Genomic DNA, 20,561 nt, shown 5'->3' on the forward strand with positions numbered 1-20,561 from the left:
GAGAAATCAAACAAAATGGTTCAGTGGATGAGGGGAAAGCTGCCTGATCTTTTTTGACCATACACAACTTTTAACCGTAGCTCCTGAACAATATTTTTGCCTCTTCATCAAAGGGTTTTATCGCTAGATATTCCCGAATTATCTGTTTGTGGTAATTAAAGGTCCGCTGATTATATTGTGTAAGTTGCACCTCATTGGATAAGATTTGTATGATTTATGGATATGTTCGGGTAAGCACTCAAGATCAAAGTGTAGACAGTCAAAAAAATAGCATTAGCCGCTATTGCGTAGATAAAAAGCTAATAGTTGATGAATGGATAGAGCTAGAAATGTCTTCACGTAAATCAACTGTTTTGCGCCGAATCGATGAATTACTGAATAAATTATCACCGAGTGATATTGTTATTGCATCTGAGTTGTCTAGGCTTGGACGTTCAATTAAAGAGACTCTTAATACTATAGAAATGATCACTCAAGAGAAGCAGGCAAGACTAATTTTGATTAAGCAGAATTTAGATTTAAATCCTACAATCAAGAACAATGTAGCCAATAAAGTTCTTATCACGATTTTTTCAATGCTTGCAGAATTAGAGCGTGATTTTATTTCAGAGCGCACTAAAGAAGGGTTACGTGCTCGAGTTGCCAAAGGCATTAAGCTTGGAAAACCAAAAGGAGTGATCCAGGCATCGATGTATGATAAGGACAAGGAAAAAATTTTACATCTATATCAATTAGGCGTACCCCTCCAAAAAATTATTACAACACACTTAGGTTATGGCAAATATTTATCTCTCAAAGCCTTTATTGATAAATGCAAGGAGTTGAAGTGATTAATAAAATGAGCCAGATTATTATACTGGGTAGCTCTAGGAGTTTCGGAAATACCAGAAAGGCGGTAAATGCAATAATTGAGGAAGGTACTATTCCACTTATTGATCTTAATACTCTTAATATTAAACCGTACGATTATGAATATCGTAATCATACAGATAATTTTATGGCTTTAATTGAGCGCATCATTGAATTTGACACTCTGATCCTTGCAACCCCTGTCTATTGGTACACAATGAGTGCAACAATGAAGATTTTTATAGATAGAATTAGTGATCTTTTAGATATAAGAAAGGATTTAGGACGTAAGTTACGAGGAAAAAATCTATTTGTAATAGCCAGTTATACTACCTCATTACCTAAGGGATTTGAAGATGCTTTTGAACAGACTTGCCAGTATTTACGAATTAATTACTTGGGAACCAGTTATATTTATAGTGGTACTGAGGATAAAACATTTTTAGAGCATAGCACTTTAGAATTATTAAAGGCCCAAGAAATTTTGAGATTGCCAACCCCTGATTAGTAAAATGTCTTGTTCTTAAATTTAAACAATTTCTAGGTTATAGTTCTTCATTGCCAGTTTGGGCTGGATATGCGGTAAAACCCAATTTTACCGTGGGCGGGCTCAAGGCTTCTATCCACCATCAGCATATCGCCTGATCGAATACCCGCATTTTCCATGGGATCTCCCGCAACACGGACAAAAAATGTTGCTCCAGGATGTTTGACTAAATGCGCATTTAAATCAAGTTTGCATTCGAGATAATCATCAGCAGGGGAAGGGAAACCCGCACCCACTGAACTTGAGTATAATGGTAATTTCAGTGTTGCCGGGGTATTTTCAAGATATGCCATGACATCATGGACGCGGGACACAGGAATGCGAACAGGGCGTGTGGGTTTACCATACCGGTTTCTACCCGCAGGGCGGCCAGCACCGGGTCTTTTCCCGCCATGAGAGATAAAAACTCCATTTGATAAATGTACAATAATCAAGGCATCATAGGCGAAACTGTGCTCATTGTAAAGAAAGCGAAGTCGCGATACTGGGGGAACGTTTCATTACTTCCATGTAGCCTTGATGCAGCGCAGCGAAATCAAGGTTTCAACTTGATTCCTTAGTTGGTTGACAGAAAAAAAATTTTATATGAGTAATTTGGATTTATAAACCTTGATTTCGCTGCGCTGCATCAAGGCTACGTTTGCTTGTACTTAGGAATTATTTTTTGCTAACTGGTTAAATTCATTGAGAACGGTATTCAATTTTCTTTGTCTTGACGTTTCAGAGAAGAAAGCGCTGCCGGTAGCGAGCAGTTTGCCGATGATGATTAAGAGTCCAACCCCGGTTGCGGCGATGGCGATATTGGCCAGGATAGGTTTCCATAAAGCGCGGTGAGATTTTAAATCATGATGGCACTGGTCAAATGTTTTTTTAAATTGTTGCTGGAGGGTTTTAATGATTTCAGTGTCTTTATCAGGAGAATTGAGTTCGGCAAAGAAAAGATTGGCCTGATATTCCATAGTATCGGCAGCGGTTACTGCTTTTACACCTTCGATAATACTTTTTCTATTACCCTGCTGTAGTTTTTTGCCGTATTGGCGCAATACTTGCATGCTATCCAAAAGTTTTTTGTTACGTTCTTCCTGTTGGCTCAGGAAGCGAAGAACTTCAGTATGTCCTCCTATGAGGGCGATATCATAAGGCGTAATGGACAGAGGATTTTTACCTTGTTTTCGGGTAAGGAAATCATCGGCTCTTGCCAAGGCTTCCTGGCTAAGACCAAGTTTGTTTATCAGTTTCCGCAGCGTATTTTCAGGTAAAGAAACAGCCATGTTAAAGTTGGCATTTAACTTGATTAGCTCTTTAATGACCGCCAGGTGTCCGTGGTAAGCAGCAAAAAATACGGGTGTTAACCCGAGCTTATCCTGATGATTTAAATTAATACCACGTTTTACCAGCTCCGGCACTAAGCAGGCATGACCGTTCAGTGCCGCTTTATGGACTATATTTTCTCCAAAATTATCCTCGACAGCGAGATCAAAGCCTCTCTCGGCAAAGAGTTGGATTACGCCAAGCTGTCCTTTTAATCCCGCCATATGTACAGGAGTCATGCCGGAGTTGTCTTTTTTATTAAAGTCGACTCCTTCATCAATCAGTTCTGCGATTAAATCAACATGTCCGTAGGCCGCAAGATAATGGGCAATGGTTAGCCCCTTGCTGTCCCCTATTGTTAAGTCAAATCCCCTTTTTTTAAAAAGATTGATGAGTGCTCCATAGCCTTGAAATGCTGCATAATGCAGTGGCGCAATCCCGTCTCTATCAGGTTTGCAAAAATCTATTCCTTCATTCAGCAGTTTTGCAACCAAGGAGGGGTTGCCGCTGAGTATTGCATAGTGAGCAATGGTTAGCTGCTTTTTATCGACACAAGTTAAATCGGCGCCTAATTCTTTGAGTTTATCGATTGCTTCAGCGTTTCCACGCGAGGCCGCCCAATGCACCGGAGATGCTCTCCATTCATTGGGCGCATTTGGGTTGCCGCCATGCTTACATAATGCCTGAAGAATGTCGCAGTGATTGTTCAGGGCTGCTGCATGGATTGGCGTGGATTTGAGATTGGCTTTATTGACATCAACCTGATATTGAGCCAGTAAGTTAATGATTTCGCAGTGTCCATTTTGTGCCGCAAGATGCGCCAGAGTAGTTTTACTGTCGCCATAAATTTTATCCAGGTTGATTTGTTCTTTTCCAAGTTTATCAATAACTTCTGTGTCTCCGTTTTTTGCTGCAATATAGGCCAAATCAAATCCTTCTTTATTGCACCGTTTGGCCAGTTTTTTAAAATGATCATCGGCCAGGTGGATCTTTTTAAAATCTGCCAATTTTTGCTGTAAAGCCGATTTTTGGTGAGTACCATGGGTGGTAAAAAGGGACACATTCAAAGGAATAAAATCATAAGGATTAGTGCTTAGACCTAAAGCGATTGTTCGCGCCAAGCTCGCCGTATCATTCGTTGCAAATTTTTCAGGGGGGTATTGGTTAATATCCATAAACACCCATCCAGTGCCAGGCTGGTAGGTCAACGCGATAGCATGGTCAAGGCTTGAAAGAATAAAGCCTGCTCTTTCTTCTTTTTGTAAGAATTGATTAAGAATTGCAGCAATTTCATCAAAATATTTTTTGATTTCATCCTGCTTGTAAATGGCAGGTTCGTTATAAATAGAGGCTAATCTGCCTTTGTTCCGCAGAGAATCCGAAGAGGCAAATGGTGAAATATCCTCTATATGTTTTTGAGACATACCTTGATTAAACAGGGAAGTGTGGTGGGATGGGTTTTGATATAAGGTCAGGCTTTCATAGAAGGCCAGGATATCCAGTATTGAATAGTCTTCTTCGGATAAAGGTTGGCCTTTTTTGGCTTTCAGAGTTTTAATTTTTTTTATAAATTCATCCCTGTTTTTGTAATAGGTGCCAATTTTTGTAATGCGGTCGTAAAACCGTTCTTCTTCATGAGTGAGGTTTGCTTCCAGCCAGCGCACAGAAAACCCGTGACAGCATCCGTCATCATTGCTCGCAAAATAGCCCAGTTTTTTAGCTAAGTCTAGTATTTCCGTATGAAAACACATGTTTTATATAAAGTCTAATTGATCTCAATTTGATCATTATAGCATGGGCTTAGGCTTTTACAAATAAGCGCTCATAAACCAAGCCAGCGGATAAATTGATCTGTGCTTTTAACCTTAAGAGAAGGTTTTTGTTGAAAATGAACAGTAAATTCTGTCGGAGATCCTGCGGCATCAGGGCTCATATTGCTTTTGATTTCTTTTATCTCACCAAGCGGCACAATTTGCATTTCAGTGGCGTAATATCCGCGTACTTTTTTTATAACTGGAACGATGAAAAGGACTTCTCGTTGATGCTCTTTGCCGGGCGGAGTAATCTTTTCAGGATAATGAGTAATGATTTGCTGCAATTCATCAAGATTTAAAGCCACGAATTCCTGATTGTTAAGGGGACGTCTTAGCATGCGTTTTAAAGGAACTTCTCTATTAAAAACCTTTTGATAATTATCTGCGCTTATCACCAAAATGGGTTCATTTTCTTCGCGCTGATTATTATTGTTTTTTTCAAGGAAAAGAATTTCATCCCTGTTTTCTTCGGGTTCATTCAATTCAGTTTGAAGGTTTGCCGTTTTGGGGACGGGGGAGAAATTATTGCAATTGATGTATTTTGATTTCATATACCAGTTCTCACTTGGATAATAGGCTATCAATAAGGAATTATCTTTGATGGTGTTAATAATGAAACGGGTATGTTCTCTTGGAACGGCAGGGCATCCCCAGCTCCGGCCCGGCCTTTTGTATTTTTCTACAAAATTTTCATTAACATACCAGCCGCCATGCATCACGACAGCCCGGCTGAACGCATTGTCATTAAAACCAGATTCAAGGCCAATAAGCCTTAGCGCATAGCCATAGCGGCCGTAATAATCATTTTCCGTTTTATAAACGCCGATACTGCTTGCTTTACTGTTATGCCGATTTGAAAAATAGCGCGAGGATAAAATTCCGGATTTAATGCCGTGGGATACATAAGTATGGAGCAGCAGTTTTTTATGATTCAAATCAAAAATCCAAAGCCTTCGCTGGCTGGCTGGTTTGGAATAATCAATGACGGTAAGGATTGGGTTATAGGATATATCGTATTTTTGGGCGCATTTTAAAATGGTTATGATAGTGTCAATCAGATCTTGGCTCATAGAATGCGATTCCTTGTTAAGCATGAATTGAATTTCCCTGATTGAATGAATCTCTTCATGCGCTTTGATTTGTTCCTGGCTGATAAAGGGAAAGGGGGATGGCGTATAGGGAAAAACAGTGCTTCCTTGTACAGGCAAACTCATATGGCCTAAAAAATACGCTAGTACCCATGGTCTTATCCTATTCATAGATAACCCCTTTTCCTGCAAAATGTTACATTTGAAACCTCAATGGCTAAATCATTCAAATACAACGCTATATGCTTACTGCCTTTCAAAGTAACTTTCATAAATCTTCAGGTATGTTCCTTCTTTTTCAAGATCAACAATGGCCTGATTGACTGATTGAATTAAGTCTTGTTTGTCTTGTAAGGCAACTATCCCATAGCCGCTGCCCACGCGTATTTCATGACCTATTTTTTTAAAAATTTCATCATTAGCGGCAATCCAGTAGTCAGCTGTGAATGCATCAATGAGGGCAGTATCAATATTTTGATTTTTTAAATCATTGATTAAATCATTGAGCGAAAGATAGGGTTTAATCGTAATTTGATTGCCAAAAGCCGCATTCAATATTTTGCGGGAAATGGTGCCTGTGAGCATGCCAACGGTTAAACCGCGAATTTGATCCGGAGATTCGATAGGGCTGGATCTTAAGGCAATATACTGTACATAATTTGCCAAATAAGGGTAGCTGAAAAGATACTTATATTTTCTCTTAACCGTAATGCTGATTGCGCCAATTGCCAGATCAATTTTTCCTGAATCAAGAGCAGGAAAAAGATCCACAAAATTCATCCCTTTAAAAACACATTCTCTGTTGATTTTTTTGCAGATTTCTTTCATTAAATCAATGTCAAATCCTGAAAAATCACCTTTTTCATCGTCTTGTTCGGCAAAAGGAGGGTAAAAATAAAGGGTGCCGATTCTCAAAGGATCAGCCATCGCCAGGGAAGAAACAAACAGCAATATTATTATTAATGGCTTCATATTTTTTATTTCCTGCCATGCCGGATTATTTCTTTTGTCGGCGGGCAAGTTTGAATCATTAATATCATTGTGCATATTTTTTGCCAAATATTGAGGTTGAAAATAAAAAATCATAAGGAAAAAACCGGGTCAAAACTTGCAAAAAATATAATTACGTGTTTCTTTTAAAAGAAGTATATGCGAAAGGAGGGAAGCAAGATGTGGACGATATCGGATATCCAGCGCATCATTCATGTTTGCCGCTGTGCGGGAAAGAAAGGCCTTGGCAATGGGAACAAAGGTATAATTCCTCCTCTTGAAATTGATATTTTGACACCTCCCCATGATTTTCTTGGAATAGGCGAAAACCCTGCAATTTTTGTGAATGAGCATACCTTTAGTCTTCTTGGCAAGCATCACAACCAATGGAAAGAAAATCAGACGATTGCGGTAAAAAAAGACTTTTTAACCCTGCAGACCATGCAAATGATTGGTATCCTGGTTCACGAAACCGGACACGCATTTAATGTCGCAGCAGATATCCCGAACACGGAAGCCAATGCATATATTTTTGAAATTGAAATTTTAAGCAATTGGCATCAAAACAAATACACGTTCTATACTGATTTTTCTACTGATGATTTACAGAAGTATTTTTCCTCAAGGCTTCCTTATTACCGTAAGGAAACCAAGAATAGCTCTTATCTTCAGGAGTTAGTCAAACGAATTGAAGAAGAAGGCCAAAAAAATTTGCAAATTGCCTCTACAAGCACACTCATCCTCCAAAAAAACAAGAGAAGTTATCATAAGTTATGTTTTTTCAATGAAAGCTTATTGACGAAGGAAATTGAGGAATTTCACAAGATGTATTACTCTGCGACACTGCATGATGAGTGTCAAATTTTATAAACCCCTAAAGTTTTGATATAAGCTTCAGAGTACGGCAGGGAGTATGGTTTAGGCAGTTTGGGCGCATTCTGGAATTTCATGGGGAAGCCATCCGGCAGTGTATTTTACAATTCAAAATGCGTCCAAAATTCAAAAAAAAAAAAGACCTTTCATCATGAAATTAATTGATCGAGCGTATGGCATCATATTCTTGTTCAAGATCATGATCATAAGCCGGGTATATATAGGGTTCAGCAAGTTCTTTTTTGTCTTTTTTAGTTTGTTTTTCTTTTTCCTTTTTTTCTCTGTGTATTGGCAATGATTTTTCTCTATTGTTCATGGCAGCTCCTTTTGACCTTGTATAGTTAAGAATAGTTCAGATAAATAAAAATTGTAGTTGAAAATAAAAATGAAGGGATTGCCGATGCTTTGAATTAAGTTACTGATTAATTATCTATATTGGCATGAATGCAATGAGATGGCCTATAGTTATTAAAAGACTTTTATTTTAATGTTCCATGCCAATGACCAGCATAAAAAATACTCTCTTAACCAGACAGAGGCATATGCTTTTGATATACAACATATATCGTCTGGTAACGATAGGCCTCTTGTTTGGTCTTTTTTGGCTGAATATCTATAGTCAGGCTAATGCCGCGATTTATTCAAGCTCATTGCTTGCCTATTTAGTCTTTGGACTGGTGTTTTTATATATTTGGTATAAACAATCCATCAAATTTGAACAGCAGGTGCTTTGGGCTGGTACGGTTGATATCATTGTGATGGTGCTGTTCATTCACGTCCTGGGCTATCTTGAGTCTGGCCTTGGTATCCTTTTAAACGCCTCTATTGCTGTGCTCAGTATTCTGGCTCCAGGGCGCCTTGCTATTTTTTTCGCATCAATAGCCAGCTGCATGTTATTGGCTATCAGCGCTTTTGAATATTTTTATATCAAGACAAATGACGATTTAAGTATCTTTTTTTCTACAGGGATATATGGAGCAGGATTTTTTGCAACGGCATTAACTGCCTGGTATCTCGCGCAATGGGTGCGCAGCAGTGAGCATATGGCATTGGATAAAGCCAAAGAATTGGCCAGTATGCACCGTTTGAATGAGTATATCGTTGAACGACTGCAGTATGGCGTCATATATATAGACACCAACCAGGAAGTTCGGGTAATGAATACCGCAGCCCGCCAGTTCTTCAATATCAGCGAACGGCAAAAAGGATTAACGCTGCAACATGTCTCGCAGGCATTGTATGAAAAGTATTTGCAGTTTTTATCGCAAAGAAAGGAAGATGAGCTTGTGGCACAGGCAATTATTGAGAATCCATATCTGCAGGTTCATTTTTATTCCACCTCTCACGCGGCGCAAACTGCGGTGTTAATTATTCTTGAGGATATGACCAATATCGCCCAACAAGCGCAACAGTTGAAACTTGCCTCATTAGGTCGATTTTCGGCAAGCATTGCCCATGAGTTGCGAAACCCTTTGGGTGCAATTTCTCATGCTGTGCAGTTAATGGGAGAAGGAAGCCATTTAAATGAGGAGGACAAAAGGCTCAGGCAACTGATTATCAATAATTGTAACCGCATGAATACCGTCATAAAAAATGTGTTGCAGATTTCAAGGCAGCAACAGTCAAAGCCTGAAACCATTGAACTGGTGCCGTTTGTTGAGCAATTTATTCGTGAATTTTGTATTATTAATCAATGTGATATGAGGCTTAATCCTCCTCGGGACAAGAAAAAAACAGTGGTTTTTGATAGAAGCCAACTTGAGCAGGTTTTGGTGATTCTTTGTGATAATGCCATGCAGCACGGCCAAGATGAATCAGGGCATGTCAATATAAACATCACCATCAAAACCAAAGCGCGGAGAACATCTTTAATGGTATGTGATACAGGCCCAGGCATACCAGAAAGCATTCAAAATAATATATTTGATCCTTTTTTCAGTACCCTGCGTTCCGGTTACGGGATGGGCTTGTTTATTGCAAAAGACCTATGTGAAATTAATCAGGCAAGACTGAGTCTTACTGACAGCGATTTGGGATGCTGTTTTACCATCAGTTTTCATCAAGTTAATGAGTTGCGGTTATGAATAAAGCAAAAGTACTGGTAATTGACGATGAGCCGGATATTCGCGAACTTCTGTCATTAACTTTAAAACGCATGGGATTGGTTTGCGATGTCGCGTCAAATTACAAGGAAGGCGTCGAACTGATTCATAAAAATGAATATTTTCTCGTATTGACGGACATGCGCCTCCCTGACCGGGATGGTTATGAAATAATTTTATATATACAAAAACATAAGCCGCAATTACCGGTCGCGGTGATTACGGCTTATGGAAATGTAGAAGCAGCAGTCAATACCTTGAAAGCAGGCGCATTTGACTATGTATCAAAGCCAATTGATTTGGCAATGTTAAAGTCATTGGTTAAAACGGCTTTACATATGTATCATCGTCCTGAGCAGCATGATGAAGTTTTGCTTGGTGAAAGCGAAGTGATGCAAATTCTCAGGCAGAAAATTCATAAGTTGGCACGCAGTCAGGCGCCGGTTTTTATACTTGGTGAATCTGGGGTTGGCAAGGAGCTTGTAGCCAGATTGATTCATGCCTACGGGCCAAGGAGCGACAAGCCTTTTATCGCTGTTAACTGTGGCGCAATTCCTGCAGAATTAATGGAATCAGAATTTTTTGGACATAAAAAAGGCAGTTTTACCGGAGCATTTGCAGATAAAAAAGGGCTGTTTGAAGCAGCTCAGGGCGGCACTTTATTTCTGGATGAAATTGCAGAATTACCCTTGGTGATGCAGGTTAAATTGCTGAGGGCGATTCAGGAAAAAGCGGTAAAGCCTATCGGCGAAATTCATGAAATTCCGGTTGATGTTCGCATTTTAAGCGCAAGCAATAAAAATTTACAGGAAGAAATTGCAGCGGGCCGCTTTCGCCAGGAACTATATTATCGAATCAATGTCATTGAGCTTCGCGTACCCACACTGCAGGAGCGGATTTCTGATATCCCGCTACTTTCTGAAAATATTTTACGAAAGCTCGCTGAAGAACAGGGAACCGAATTGGTATCGCTTTCACCTGAAGCGCTTGAGGCATTGAAAGCTTACGATTTTCCAGGAAATGTGCGGGAATTGGAAAATATATTAGAACGCGCTATGACCTTGTGCAATGGCCGAACAATTGAAGTAACGGATTTGAATTTGCCAAAACCGGAAATGGAGGATTTATCTATCTTAAAAGGAAGCGAAAAGCTGGATTTAGAGCAAACCTTACAGGAACATGAAAAAGAGTTAATTTTAAACGCTCTTGAAAAAACAAAATGGAACCGTACTGCTGCTGCAAAATTGCTGGGCATCAGTTTTAGAACGCTCCGGTATCGTTTGAAAAAACTCAATATCGAGTAGCAGGATATAAATGAGTACAAATACGCCGTTAGGCATTGCCGCTATCCCCATGCCACCGCCTGGTGCGAGAAGATATGACTCCTATAGACTTTCCTTAATTTCCTCAATCTTGGCTTCGATTCTGGCCTGCAAAAACCGATCTTTTTTATCTATTTTTTTAGCGATATTGAGCTGATTCAATGCCTGTTTTTTGTTTCCCTTAATGAGTTCGCACTGCGCTCTCGTAAAATAGGCATATCCTTTGTGATTGGCCTTGGCCTGACTGCGGGCTAATTGTTGACATACAGGCAAGTCGCTTTTAAATTTCCTGCTGGCTTTTAACAAAAGGTTTTCAGCGTCATGCGCTTTCCCGGTATTCATCAAAACATCAGCATAGGCTAGCAATACGGCATAGCTTTCAGGATAATTGACATATAGCCTGTTTAATATATCCCAGGCATCAGAGGTTTGGTTCAAATGCATTTTTGTTTCGGCTAAAGCAAGCGCATAATAAAAATTATCTGTATCCAGGTTGTATAAAGGCAGTAGTTTTTTTTCTGCTTTTTGGTATTCACGGGCTTTTATTAACGCCAGGGCATACCCATACTGGCATGCCTGTTTACTTTCTTTTTGGCATGACACAGTATAATAATCCAGCAATTGCTTGGTGTCCTGGCCTGTCAGGTTGCGGATTAGTTCTTTAAAAAGAGGGTAATTCAAATCATTGGGGTAAATTTTTTGTTTGAGATTCTGACACCGGTTTTCTGCTTCCGCGATACGGTCATCATCAAGCGGATGAGTGCGCAGGATAGGAGGCAGATCAGAGAAATAATACCGTGAATTTTGCTGCATTTTTTTAAAAAATCCAGCCATGCCTCTTGGGTCTATGCCCGAACGAATCAACATGTCAATGCCAATTCGGTCCGCTTCTTTTTCATTAGCGCGGGTAAAGTTGATATTATCCTGGGCAAGCCCTGTAAGAGAAGCCATTAATGCCCCCCCTCCGAGTGTCGGGTTAATCACACCGAGGGCCAGGGAAGCCAGCACAGAAGCCAGCATCGGAACGCGCATTTGTTTTTGATGCTCCAGCATACGGTATAAATGATGCAGGCGTACGTGCGCGATTTCATGCGCCATCACTGCGGCAAGTTCACTTTCGTTTTCTGTGGCAAGAATAAGTTGGGAATTAATGGCAATATACCCGCCAGGCCCGGCAAATGCGTTGATTTCATTTGATTTTACAATAAAAAAATAGGGCAGATTTATATCATTCTGACTTGCCAGGCGTTTACCCAAATGATTGATGTATTCCATGGCCAAGGGGTTTCGCAGCACTTGATTTGACTGATGGATTAGATTTGCAAATTCCTTTTCCAGTTCATCAAGCTCTCGCGTTGTATAGGGGTTATAGGCATACAGGTTTTGCGTAAAAAATAATACCAGCCATAAACAGGCGGCCGCTATTCGATGGTGAAACATCGTATTTCGCCAGATTCTATCCAAAAAAGCATTTCGCAGCATTAAGTCCATTAGTCTACTCAAAAATTGAATACTTTGTTATCATACGCGCACTGATCATGGGTGACTGAATTATGCACAAAAAGTTTCTGCTTGCCGCTCTGGAACAAGCCTGGCTTGGGCGTGGAATCTGTGCGCCTAACCCCAGTGTTGGTGCGGTTGCAGTACAAAACGATAAGATTATAGCACAGGCATGCCATCTTGGTGCCGGAACACCTCACGCAGAGCAACTCGTTTTAAATCAAATTTCAGGATCACCAAAAGACATCACCTTATATGTGACTCTCGAGCCCTGCAACCATTGGGGCAGAACCCCTCCCTGCGTCAATGCGATTATAGAGCGTGGGATCAAGCGCGTTGTATATGCGTATCGGGATCCTAACCCGGTAGTTGCGGCCAATAATACGCCGGTAATATTAAGCCGGAATAATATAGAGGTTATCCATTATCCCGTTTCTGAAATTAATCATTTTTACCAGAGCTATGATTACTGGACCCGTACCGGCAAACCCTGGGTCACGGTGAAGATAGCTCAAACACTGGATGGTAAAATTGCGATGAGAGGGAAGCGTGAGCAGTTATCCAATTCGCGTTGCTTTGAGTTCACCCATCAAAACCGCAGGCATTGTGATGTGATTTTAACAACAGCGCAAACCATTCAGGTGGATAACCCTTTGTTGAATGTTCGCCTGCCGGGCAAGGAGCAAAGTAAGCCGCTCGCTGTTCTTGACCGAAAAAACCGGTTAAATCCAAAAGCAAATGTATTAACGATCGACAGGCATTGCCATATTTATCATGAAGCAACCAATGCTCCGCGCTTCTTGCTGCCTAACTGTTCATATCATCCCGTTGCAACTGATGAAAGTGGCTTGCTCCGGCTTGAGGCAGTTTTAAGTCATATTGGAAGCCTTGGATATCACGATGTTTGGGTAGAAGCTGGAGGAAAACTGTTCAGCGCATTACACCAGGCAAAATTGGTTCATCGAACCTATATTTACCTGGTTCCACGTTGGCTTGGAACAGACGCGACAGCAGTCTATCCTGTTGCTAACCCCCTTGCGCAAAACTGCAAGGTATCCTGGCAGCCTATAGATGATAATGTGATAGTGTCTCTGGACTGGGAAAATGCACGGGAGGGTGCCGCATGTTCACAGGATTAGTTGAAGGAATGGGCGAAGTCATCGCAAATTCGTCAAACGGCGTTGGCAATCGATTGCTTATTAAAGCTTCGTTTGAAAATCTTAAAGCAGGCGAGAGTATTGCGGTAAATGGTGTTTGTTTGACGTTTTTACCTGAATTTGAAACCAATCTTATGTTTGATGTTTCATTCGAGACTTTGGCAAAAACCAATCTTGGCGCTTTACAGGAAGGCGATGTTGTCAATCTGGAGCGTGCCATGAGCATGGCCTGCCGCTTTGGCGGACACTATGTCAGCGGCCATGTTGATACCACATCAACCGTAGACAGCGTGAAAGTGGTGGGTGATTATCTTGAATTAACTGTGGGACCGTTTAATTCAAAAGCCCTGAAATATCTGTTGCCTAAGGGCAGTATTACGCTTGATGGGGTGAGCTTAACCATCAATGCGGTGGAGAACCATCACATCAGCTTATTGCTGGTTCCACATACGCGCGGTAATACCACATTGGGCAAATGCAAGCCCGGCGCATGTTTAAATGTGGAATTTGATTATTTAACCCGGATAGTTGCGCATCAAGCTGAGCTGATAACCAAGAATTATCTAAAAGGCAGCAGCCTTGCCGCAAGTCGAGAATAAGTAGTGAGGTAACGTATGACAAACTCATTTAGCACCATTGAGCAGGCAATTCAGGAATTACAAAATGGCCGTATGGTGATTTTGGTGGATGACGAAGATCGAGAAAACGAAGGGGATCTTGTCATTGCTGCTGAGTTTGTTACCCCGGAAGCCATCAATTTTATGTCCCGTTTTGGACGGGGTTTGATCTGTCTTCCTATGGCAGAGGCATTGGTAGATAAACTGAATCTGCCCATGATGGCGCGACATAATCGCTCCCCTTTTGGCACGGCGTTTACGGTTTCGATTGAAGCCGCGAGAGGCGTTTCCACGGGTATTTCAGCCAGGGACAGAGCCCATACCATTCAAGTTGCAATTGATCCGGCAAGCAGTCCGGAGGATATCATTTCACCCGGACACATTTTTCCCCTGCGCGCTCGCCCGAATGGCGTGCTGGAGCGCCGTGGTCAAACTGAAGGCAGTGTGGATTTAATGAAGCTTGCAGGTCTCAGGCAAGCCGCGGTCATTTGTGAAATTATTAATGAAGATGGCACGATGAGCAGGCGTGATGATCTGGCTAAATTTTCCCGGCAACATCAGTTAGCCATGGTGAGCATCCAGGATCTAATTGAGTACCGCATCCGCCACGAAAAGCTTATTGAAGCAGAAGCTACAAGCAGAATTCCGCTTCAAAAGCATGGTGATTTTAATATGACGGTCTTTACCAGCCTGCTGGATAGAGGAGAGCATTTTGCCCTTCTTAGGAAACCCGCGGTTTATGGCAATCAGGTTCCGCTGGTGCGCATTCATTCAGAATGTATTACGGGTGATGTGTTCGGCTCCGGCAGGTGTGATTGCGGCTCCCAATTACAGCAATCCCTGGCATTAATCAGCGCTGAAGGTGGGGTGTTGATTTATTTGCGCCAGGAAGGCCGTGGAATCGGCCTTGCCAATAAGCTCAAAGCCTATGCGCTTCAAGAGCAGGGGTTTGACACGGTAGAAGCCAATTTGGAACTTGGATTGCCGGTGGATAATCGCGACTATGCCATTGCGTATCAAATTTTAAAATTTTTTGGCATAGATGTTATCCGGCTTATCACCAATAATCCCGATAAAGTTTCGGCAATCAGCCGATACGGAATCAAGGTCTCTGAGCGTGTTTCTCTTGCCATTGAGCCGACCAAGGAAAACCGTCATTATTTGAAAACTAAAAAAGAAAAATTAGGTCATTTTTTGACTGTTGAATAGGAGTAGTTATGCAATACATCAAAGGAAGCCCAAGGGATAATTATTCACCGTTTCCCATTGCAATTGTCGTAAGCCAGTTTAATCGACCAATCACCCGCGAACTTTTGCAAGGCGCCTTAAAAGAGCTCAATGCCAAGGGGTTTACGGAAAAAGATATTGCCGTTGTTGAAGTGCCTGGTGCTGTGGAAATTCCTTTGACAGTCAAAAAAATCGCCAAATTGAAGAAATTTGAAATCATCATTGCATTGGGTGCGGTCATTCGTGGCGAGACGACTCATTACGATTATGTTTGCCAGCAGGTCAGCGATGGTTGTCAAAAGGTTGCATTGGAATTTGAAATTCCGGTGATTTTTGGGGTGCTGACTACTGAAAATGAAGCCCAGGCATGGGATAGGTTAGGCGGAAGGCACGGACACAAAGGAATTGATGCGGTCGACTGCGCCTTAAACATGCATGAGGTGATGCAGAAAATGGAGCTTGAGTTATAAGGGGATTATGAAATTAAGCCTTTAAAAGCGTAGGGTAAATCCGGCAAGATCATGCCGCTTTGTATGATTTTCCTGTAAGGCCAGAGAATTATTGGAAATTCTTTGTCATTCCTGCTCTGGATTTGTTATAATAAGACCCCGTTTATATGCATTTTTGTTAGAGTTGTTAGTAAATTCTAATGAAACTGTCTCCAAAACTCATTCTAGCGAATTTGCAAACACTCTCTTATACCGCCGAAGGCGGTTGGCATTACGACGGGATTTTTTATGACAAGTTATATTTTCATCACCGGCGGGGTGGTGTCCTCTTTAGGTAAGGGTATTGCTGCCGCGTCATTAGCGGCTATTCTCGAAGCCCGTAACCTCAATGTGACATTAATCAAGTTAGATCCCTACATCAATGTAGATCCGGGTACGATGAGCCCATTCCAACATGGAGAGGTTTTTGTAACTCATGATGGAGCAGAAACCGATCTTGACTTAGGTCATTATGAACGATTTGTCCGGACTACGATGACCCGGAAGAATAATTTTACCTCAGGTAAAATTTATGAAACTGTCATCAAAAAGGAACGCAGGGGGGATTATCTTGGAGGGACTGTACAGGTTATTCCGCATATAACCAATGAAATAAAACGCTGCATCAAACAGGGCGCTGATAATTATGATGTAGCCATGGTTGAGATTGGCGGGACAGTAGGGGATATTGAGTCTCTGCCTTTTCTTGAGGCCATCCGGCAAATGCGGATAGAGCTTGGAGCCCAGCGGTGTTTGTTTATTCACCTAACGCTTGTTCCTTATATTCCAACATCAGGAGAAACCAAAACCAAACCCACGCAGCATTCTGTGAAAGAGTTGCGTTCAATAGGCATACAACCCGATGTGCTTATCTGTCGTTCGGAAAAACCCTTATCCAATCATGACCGCTCAAAAATCGCACTGTTTACCAATGTGGAAAAAGAAGGCGTAATTTCCTTGCATGATGCGCGCTCTATTTATGAAATTCCCATGATTTTGCATGCGCAGGGGTTGGATGAACTTGTGGTGCAAAGGCTGTCTCTGCCGGCAAAACCTGCTGATCTCAGTGAGTGGCAAGAAGTTTTGGATAAGCAGGCGAAGCAGGATATGACTGTTAAGGTTGCAATGGTTGGCAAATATACTGAGTTGAATGATGCCTATAAATCAATTAATGAAGCGTTAATTCATGCCGGCATTCACACCGGGACAAAAGTGGAAATTACCTACATAGATGCTGAATTAATTGAGGCGCATGGCCCATCTTTGCTGGAAACTGCTGACGCGATTTTGATTCCCGGAGGATTTGGAGAGCGGGGTGTTGAAGGAAAAATTAAATCGATTCAATATGCGCGTGAAAACAATCTCCCTTTTTTAGGAATTTGCCTTGGCATGCAGGCAGCATTTATTGAATATGCACGGAATGTAGCGGGATTAACGCGTGCCAATTCTACGGAATTTGATAAAAATACACCCTATCCGGTTGTTGGCTTAATCAGCGAGTGGATGAGTGACGATGGCAGCATTAATATCCGCAATGAAGAAAGCGAGCTTGGCGGAACCATGAGGCTTGGCGCGCAGCTTTGCAATCTTGAAGAGGACTCTTTGGCGATGCGTGCCTATGATAAGCTGCAGATTGTCGAGCGGCACCGTCATCGTTATGAAGTGAATAATGCTTATGTAGAGGCATTGGTTGGGCATGGCTTGGTTATTTCCGGCCGTTCTGCGGTGGATAACCTGGTTGAAATTATTGAAGTCCCGAATCATCCCTGGTTTCTGGCGTGCCAATTTCATCCTGAATTTACTTCAACGCCCCGTGACAGCCACCCGTTATTTAAATCGTTTGTGCTCGCTGCGCGTAATCAACATCAAAATAAGGATAACTCATGAATTTATGCGGCTTTGAAGCAAGTATTGATTCTCCATTATTTTTGATTGCAGGTCCCTGCGTGATTGAAAGCGAATCGCTGGCTTTGGAAACCGCGGGTTACCTTAAAGAAATGTGTTCTCTTCTTTCTTTGCCTTTTATCTATAAATCCTCATTTGATAAGGCAAACCGCTCATCGCTTGGCAGCTATCGCGGACCTGGATTTGAAAAAGGATTGATGATTCTTGAAAAGGTAAAAACGCAAATTGGTGTGCCGGTTTTAACGGATGTTCATGAGGATACACCGCTTTGGGAGGTTGCAAGTGTTGTGGATGTGTTGCAGACTCCCGCCTTTCTTTGCCGGCAGACGAATTTTATTCAAAAAGTGGCTTCTATGAATAAGCCGGTCAATATTAAAAAAGGCCAGTTTTTATCACCCTGGGAAATGAAGCATGTGGTCGCGAAAGCAAAAGCCACTGGTAATGATGCAATTATGGTTTGTGAGCGGGGGGTAAGTTTTGGTTATAATAATCTCGTTTCCGATATGCGCTCCTTAAAAATCATGCGTGAAACCGGCTGTCCTGTCGTATATGATGCAACCCACTCTGTGCAACTCCCCGGTGGGAATAACGGCGCATCAGGCGGTCAGCGTGAATTTATTCCAACGCTTGCCCGGGCAGCAGTTGCAGCGGGTGTAGCGGGCATTTTTATGGAAACCCACCCAGAGCCAGACAAGGCGTTAAGTGACGGCCCAAACAGCTGGCCTTTGGATAAGATGAAACCCTTATTGCAAACCTTAATGAGCATTGATTCTACTGTTAAACAAGCAGATAAATTATTGTAAGCATTAGGGAATCAAGCGATACTTGAAGTGTTGTAAGCGTTAAGCCCTGTTGCTGGGCACAGTCTTATTTATGGACAGGCGGCTTCGCTGCGGTTTTTGATATTTTTTGCAACCCGGATTTGACCCGGGATTGGCGCATGGATGTCAGGCTATGAAGAGACCCTGCAAAACTTAAGCCCATCTTCAAGATGAGCAGCACAACGCTTTAACTTTTGCTCCGGATCTTGAAAAAATAAAAAACCGCCCCGGTTTTTGCTGGTCAGTATCATAGCGACTAATCCTACCACCGTCACTGTGGCTAAAGTTGTTAAGAAAATATTACCGGCCCAACGTAAAAATTTTTTAAAGGAATTGTTATCAATTGTCTTCAATGTTTCCCTGGCAATAGCGGGATAATTTTTTTGGAACGAATCCTTGCCAGTTGCAGCCAATTTTAAGCAATTAATCTTGTATAAGGCGAGAGCGCTTTTTACTGACTCGTCTTTGCCAAAGTTCAGTTTATTGCATTCTTGGATAAAGAGCAGAATTGTTTCTTTTAATCTCTTGTTTGCAAATATAAAGCCAAGCTCATTCTGATTAAAGTATATGCCTTCATGATGCAAGTGGGATACAAATATTTTTCTTTCCTGAAGAATGGTTTGAAGCTTATTTTTTAAAATAGGCAAATCGGGTCTTCGCAAAGGGCTTTTGTGCCCGCAGGTTTTGATGAGTTCTGACAAATCCTCGCTCGGTATAATTTTTTCACCCAGACGACTCATCATTGTGCCTAAAGAAAATATATCCATGGCGGGAGCTGCGTAAACCTCTCCAGTGGACCAGCACTCAGGCGCGATGTGGATATATTTTCTTTGGTTGTAACTGACTGCTTGTTCACTGCTTTTTCGAAAAATTTCGGGATTGATGGGCGTGTATATTTTTTCTGAAAAACCGCCGTCTATCAGATACGCTTTTTGCGTGTTTTTATCATAATAAATATTGTCTTCTTTTAAATCAATAAGAACAATATTTTTCATATGGCACTCTAAAAGCGCGTCAGATGCCGCAAGGAACAGGTGAATGAGCTCTTCTTCTGAAGATACAGGTAGCGATTGATAGCTTTGGCCTGGAATTTCTGGAAGGATCAAGCGGTAAGTTGTTTTGGCTTCATTGCTTATCAACTCAACCTGACTTTCGGGATATAGCGTTTTAAAAAAATGATATTTTCTCTTTGCTTCATTCAAATGTTGCTTTTGACTATCGACCGGTTTTAAGACGACAAGCTTATTTTTGTTGGCAGAACTCTGAAATCGTCGGGCGGTGGCGTAATTGCCAGTGCCTAACTTTTTTTCCGGTGTATAAACTGTTTCTCCATCACTTTCATATTCTGAATCGTCATCATTATTTTGGGCAAACTTGTATGCAGGCATTTGGAAACTCAAAGATTAGATATTTTGAAAAAATTGATTCCAATAGAAATAAATCAAGAAACATTTGAATAATTAGGGCATACATTTGGCTGGCGGAGAGACAGGGATTCGAACCCTGGGAAGGTTGCCCTTCAACGGTTTTCAAGACCGCCGCAATCGACCGCTCTGCCATCTCTCCGGTGGCAATATTAGCCCAAGAGATGTTGTTTTGCAATGTTTTATATTAAATTTCCTCTGTGGCGTGTTGCATCGCATTAAAGGTAACCCGACAAAAATTTAAACAAGTCTTAAAAAGGATTCGTTGCATCACAATTAAGGTAACCCACAATTGTGATGCAACGAATCACTGATTTTGGCTCTATTTAGATTATTTCGGGTTAGCTATTTCAGTGATGCAACGGGGTGGACAATGACAAAAAAAATCTGTCATGCCCGCGCAGGCGGGCAACCATTTTGAGTTTGGGCCTGAAGTAAGTTAAGGTAACTCGCTGACATGCAATGAAAATCATATAATCTCGATCGCCAAAAGGAGGTTATATGGAGTGTATCAGCGAGTTGAAGG

Annotated in this window: 18 protein-coding genes and 1 tRNA gene; 11 read left to right on the forward strand and 8 right to left on the reverse strand. The window is 41.5% G+C overall.

The window, feature by feature from the left end; translation table 11 throughout:
- Positions 1-209: 209 nt before the first annotated feature.
- Positions 210-830, forward strand: coding sequence for a recombinase family protein (locus Llon_RS02780; RefSeq protein ID WP_058528551.1), 621 nt, complete (start codon positions 210-212; stop codon positions 828-830).
- Positions 827-1,357 (forward strand): flavodoxin family protein, encoded by a 531-nt coding sequence (locus Llon_RS02785; protein ID WP_058528552.1) that lies wholly within the window; start codon positions 827-829, stop codon positions 1,355-1,357. The genes Llon_RS02780 and Llon_RS02785 overlap by 4 nt, the downstream gene beginning before the upstream one ends.
- Positions 1,358-1,404: 47 nt before the next feature.
- Here Llon_RS02785 and Llon_RS02790 read toward each other — a convergent pair whose 3' ends face one another.
- The 4 genes from Llon_RS02790 to Llon_RS02805 form a co-directional block, all read right to left on the reverse strand.
- A complete protein-coding gene (locus tag Llon_RS02790) occupies positions 1,405-1,830 on the reverse strand; it encodes a S24 family peptidase (protein ID WP_058528553.1) in 426 nt (141 codons plus the stop codon).
- A 216-nt stretch (positions 1,831-2,046) separates the two neighbouring features.
- Positions 2,047-4,458 (reverse strand): ankyrin repeat domain-containing protein, encoded by a 2,412-nt coding sequence (locus Llon_RS02795; RefSeq protein ID WP_058528554.1) that lies wholly within the window; start codon positions 4,456-4,458, stop codon positions 2,047-2,049.
- 71 nt (positions 4,459-4,529) lie between these two features.
- The gene (locus Llon_RS02800; protein WP_083503247.1) at positions 4,530-5,780 is read right to left on the reverse strand and encodes a murein L,D-transpeptidase catalytic domain family protein; all 1,251 of its coding nucleotides are present in this window, start codon (positions 5,778-5,780) and stop codon (positions 4,530-4,532) included.
- 75 nt (positions 5,781-5,855) lie between these two features.
- A complete protein-coding gene (locus tag Llon_RS02805) occupies positions 5,856-6,581 on the reverse strand; it encodes a transporter substrate-binding domain-containing protein (RefSeq protein ID WP_065238263.1) in 726 nt (241 codons plus the stop codon).
- A gap of 198 nt (positions 6,582-6,779) precedes the next feature.
- Between Llon_RS02805 and Llon_RS02810 the strand changes: the two genes are divergently transcribed.
- Positions 6,780-7,469 (forward strand): hypothetical protein, encoded by a 690-nt coding sequence (locus Llon_RS02810; RefSeq protein WP_058528557.1) that lies wholly within the window; start codon positions 6,780-6,782, stop codon positions 7,467-7,469.
- 160 nt (positions 7,470-7,629) lie between these two features.
- Here the strand turns inward: Llon_RS02810 and Llon_RS11370 are convergent, their stop codons facing one another.
- Positions 7,630-7,788 carry a hypothetical protein gene (locus tag Llon_RS11370; RefSeq protein WP_157079305.1) on the reverse strand — a complete coding sequence of 53 codons (159 nt, stop codon included), beginning with the start codon at positions 7,786-7,788 and terminating at the stop codon, positions 7,630-7,632.
- A gap of 184 nt (positions 7,789-7,972) precedes the next feature.
- Here Llon_RS11370 and Llon_RS02815 point away from each other — a divergent pair, with 184 nt between their 5' ends.
- Positions 7,973-9,556 carry a sensor histidine kinase gene (locus Llon_RS02815; RefSeq protein WP_244599579.1) on the forward strand — a complete coding sequence of 528 codons (1,584 nt, stop codon included), beginning with the start codon at positions 7,973-7,975 and terminating at the stop codon, positions 9,554-9,556.
- Entirely contained in the window at positions 9,553-10,878 is a 1,326-nt protein-coding gene (locus Llon_RS02820) for a sigma-54-dependent transcriptional regulator (protein ID WP_058528559.1), read from the forward strand. Before Llon_RS02815 ends, Llon_RS02820 begins: the two co-directional genes overlap by 4 nt.
- Positions 10,879-10,959: 81 nt before the next feature.
- On the opposite strand, the gene Llon_RS02825 is transcribed toward Llon_RS02820, so the two are convergent.
- Positions 10,960-12,387, reverse strand: a complete 1,428-nt coding sequence (locus Llon_RS02825) for a beta-barrel assembly-enhancing protease (RefSeq protein ID WP_237758242.1) — start codon at positions 12,385-12,387, stop codon at positions 10,960-10,962.
- A 62-nt stretch (positions 12,388-12,449) separates the two neighbouring features.
- Between Llon_RS02825 and ribD the strand changes: the two genes are divergently transcribed.
- The 6 genes from ribD (at position 12,450) to kdsA (ending at position 18,593) form a co-directional block, all read left to right on the forward strand.
- Positions 12,450-13,535 carry a bifunctional diaminohydroxyphosphoribosylaminopyrimidine deaminase/5-amino-6-(5-phosphoribosylamino)uracil reductase RibD gene (gene ribD, locus Llon_RS02830; RefSeq protein WP_058528561.1) on the forward strand — a complete coding sequence of 362 codons (1,086 nt, stop codon included), beginning with the start codon at positions 12,450-12,452 and terminating at the stop codon, positions 13,533-13,535.
- On the forward strand, positions 13,520-14,152 hold the full coding sequence (locus Llon_RS02835; RefSeq protein ID WP_058528562.1) for a riboflavin synthase: 633 nt from the start codon (positions 13,520-13,522) through the stop codon (positions 14,150-14,152). The genes ribD and Llon_RS02835 overlap by 16 nt, the downstream gene beginning before the upstream one ends.
- A gap of 15 nt (positions 14,153-14,167) precedes the next feature.
- Positions 14,168-15,379, forward strand: a complete 1,212-nt coding sequence (locus Llon_RS02840; RefSeq protein ID WP_058528563.1) for a bifunctional 3,4-dihydroxy-2-butanone-4-phosphate synthase/GTP cyclohydrolase II — start codon at positions 14,168-14,170, stop codon at positions 15,377-15,379.
- An 8-nt stretch (positions 15,380-15,387) separates the two neighbouring features.
- Positions 15,388-15,867, forward strand: coding sequence for a 6,7-dimethyl-8-ribityllumazine synthase (gene ribH, locus Llon_RS02845; RefSeq protein WP_058528564.1), 480 nt, complete (start codon positions 15,388-15,390; stop codon positions 15,865-15,867).
- A 267-nt stretch (positions 15,868-16,134) separates the two neighbouring features.
- Positions 16,135-17,772, forward strand: coding sequence for a CTP synthase (locus Llon_RS02850; protein WP_058528565.1), 1,638 nt, complete (start codon positions 16,135-16,137; stop codon positions 17,770-17,772).
- Positions 17,769-18,593, forward strand: coding sequence for a 3-deoxy-8-phosphooctulonate synthase (gene kdsA / locus Llon_RS02855; protein WP_058528566.1), 825 nt, complete (start codon positions 17,769-17,771; stop codon positions 18,591-18,593). The genes Llon_RS02850 and kdsA overlap by 4 nt, the downstream gene beginning before the upstream one ends.
- A 149-nt stretch (positions 18,594-18,742) precedes the next feature.
- Here kdsA and Llon_RS02860 read toward each other — a convergent pair whose 3' ends face one another.
- Together Llon_RS02860 and Llon_RS02865 are read right to left on the reverse strand one after the other, a co-directional pair.
- Positions 18,743-19,999, reverse strand: a complete 1,257-nt coding sequence (locus Llon_RS02860; RefSeq protein WP_058528567.1) for a protein kinase domain-containing protein — start codon at positions 19,997-19,999, stop codon at positions 18,743-18,745.
- Positions 20,000-20,089: 90 nt separating this feature from the next.
- Positions 20,090-20,177 (reverse strand) — tRNA-Ser (locus Llon_RS02865).
- Positions 20,178-20,561 lie beyond the last annotated feature (384 nt).

Source organism: Legionella londiniensis, assembly GCF_001467825.1.
Taxonomy (GTDB): Bacteria; Pseudomonadota; Gammaproteobacteria; order Legionellales; family Legionellaceae; genus Legionella_A; species Legionella_A londiniensis.

Excerpts from the sequence above, each read along its gene's own strand:
- Llon_RS02815 (WP_244599579.1), top strand. The coding sequence starts at position 7,973 with ATGACCAGCATAAAAAATACTCTCTTAACCAGACAGAGGCATATGCTT.
- ribH (WP_058528564.1), top strand. The coding sequence starts at position 15,388 with ATGCAATACATCAAAGGAAGCCCAAGGGATAATTATTCACCGTTTCCC.
- Llon_RS02835 (WP_058528562.1), top strand. The coding sequence starts at position 13,520 with ATGTTCACAGGATTAGTTGAAGGAATGGGCGAAGTCATCGCAAATTCG.
- Llon_RS02805 (WP_065238263.1), bottom strand. The coding sequence starts at position 6,581 with ATGAAGCCATTAATAATAATATTGCTGTTTGTTTCTTCCCTGGCGATG.
- Llon_RS11370 (WP_157079305.1), bottom strand. The coding sequence starts at position 7,788 with ATGAACAATAGAGAAAAATCATTGCCAATACACAGAGAAAAAAAGGAA.
- Llon_RS02800 (WP_083503247.1), bottom strand. The coding sequence starts at position 5,780 with ATGAATAGGATAAGACCATGGGTACTAGCGTATTTTTTAGGCCATATG.
- Llon_RS02810 (WP_058528557.1), top strand. The coding sequence starts at position 6,780 with ATGTGGACGATATCGGATATCCAGCGCATCATTCATGTTTGCCGCTGT.
- Llon_RS02850 (WP_058528565.1), top strand. The coding sequence starts at position 16,135 with ATGACAAGTTATATTTTCATCACCGGCGGGGTGGTGTCCTCTTTAGGT.
- kdsA (WP_058528566.1), top strand. The coding sequence starts at position 17,769 with ATGAATTTATGCGGCTTTGAAGCAAGTATTGATTCTCCATTATTTTTG.
- ribD (WP_058528561.1), top strand. The coding sequence starts at position 12,450 with ATGCACAAAAAGTTTCTGCTTGCCGCTCTGGAACAAGCCTGGCTTGGG.
- Llon_RS02795 (WP_058528554.1), bottom strand. The coding sequence starts at position 4,458 with ATGTGTTTTCATACGGAAATACTAGACTTAGCTAAAAAACTGGGCTAT.
- Llon_RS02860 (WP_058528567.1), bottom strand. The coding sequence starts at position 19,999 with ATGCCTGCATACAAGTTTGCCCAAAATAATGATGACGATTCAGAATAT.
- Llon_RS02820 (WP_058528559.1), top strand. The coding sequence starts at position 9,553 with ATGAATAAAGCAAAAGTACTGGTAATTGACGATGAGCCGGATATTCGC.
- Llon_RS02840 (WP_058528563.1), top strand. The coding sequence starts at position 14,168 with ATGACAAACTCATTTAGCACCATTGAGCAGGCAATTCAGGAATTACAA.
- Llon_RS02825 (WP_237758242.1), bottom strand. The coding sequence starts at position 12,387 with ATGGACTTAATGCTGCGAAATGCTTTTTTGGATAGAATCTGGCGAAAT.
- Llon_RS02780 (WP_058528551.1), top strand. The coding sequence starts at position 210 with ATGATTTATGGATATGTTCGGGTAAGCACTCAAGATCAAAGTGTAGAC.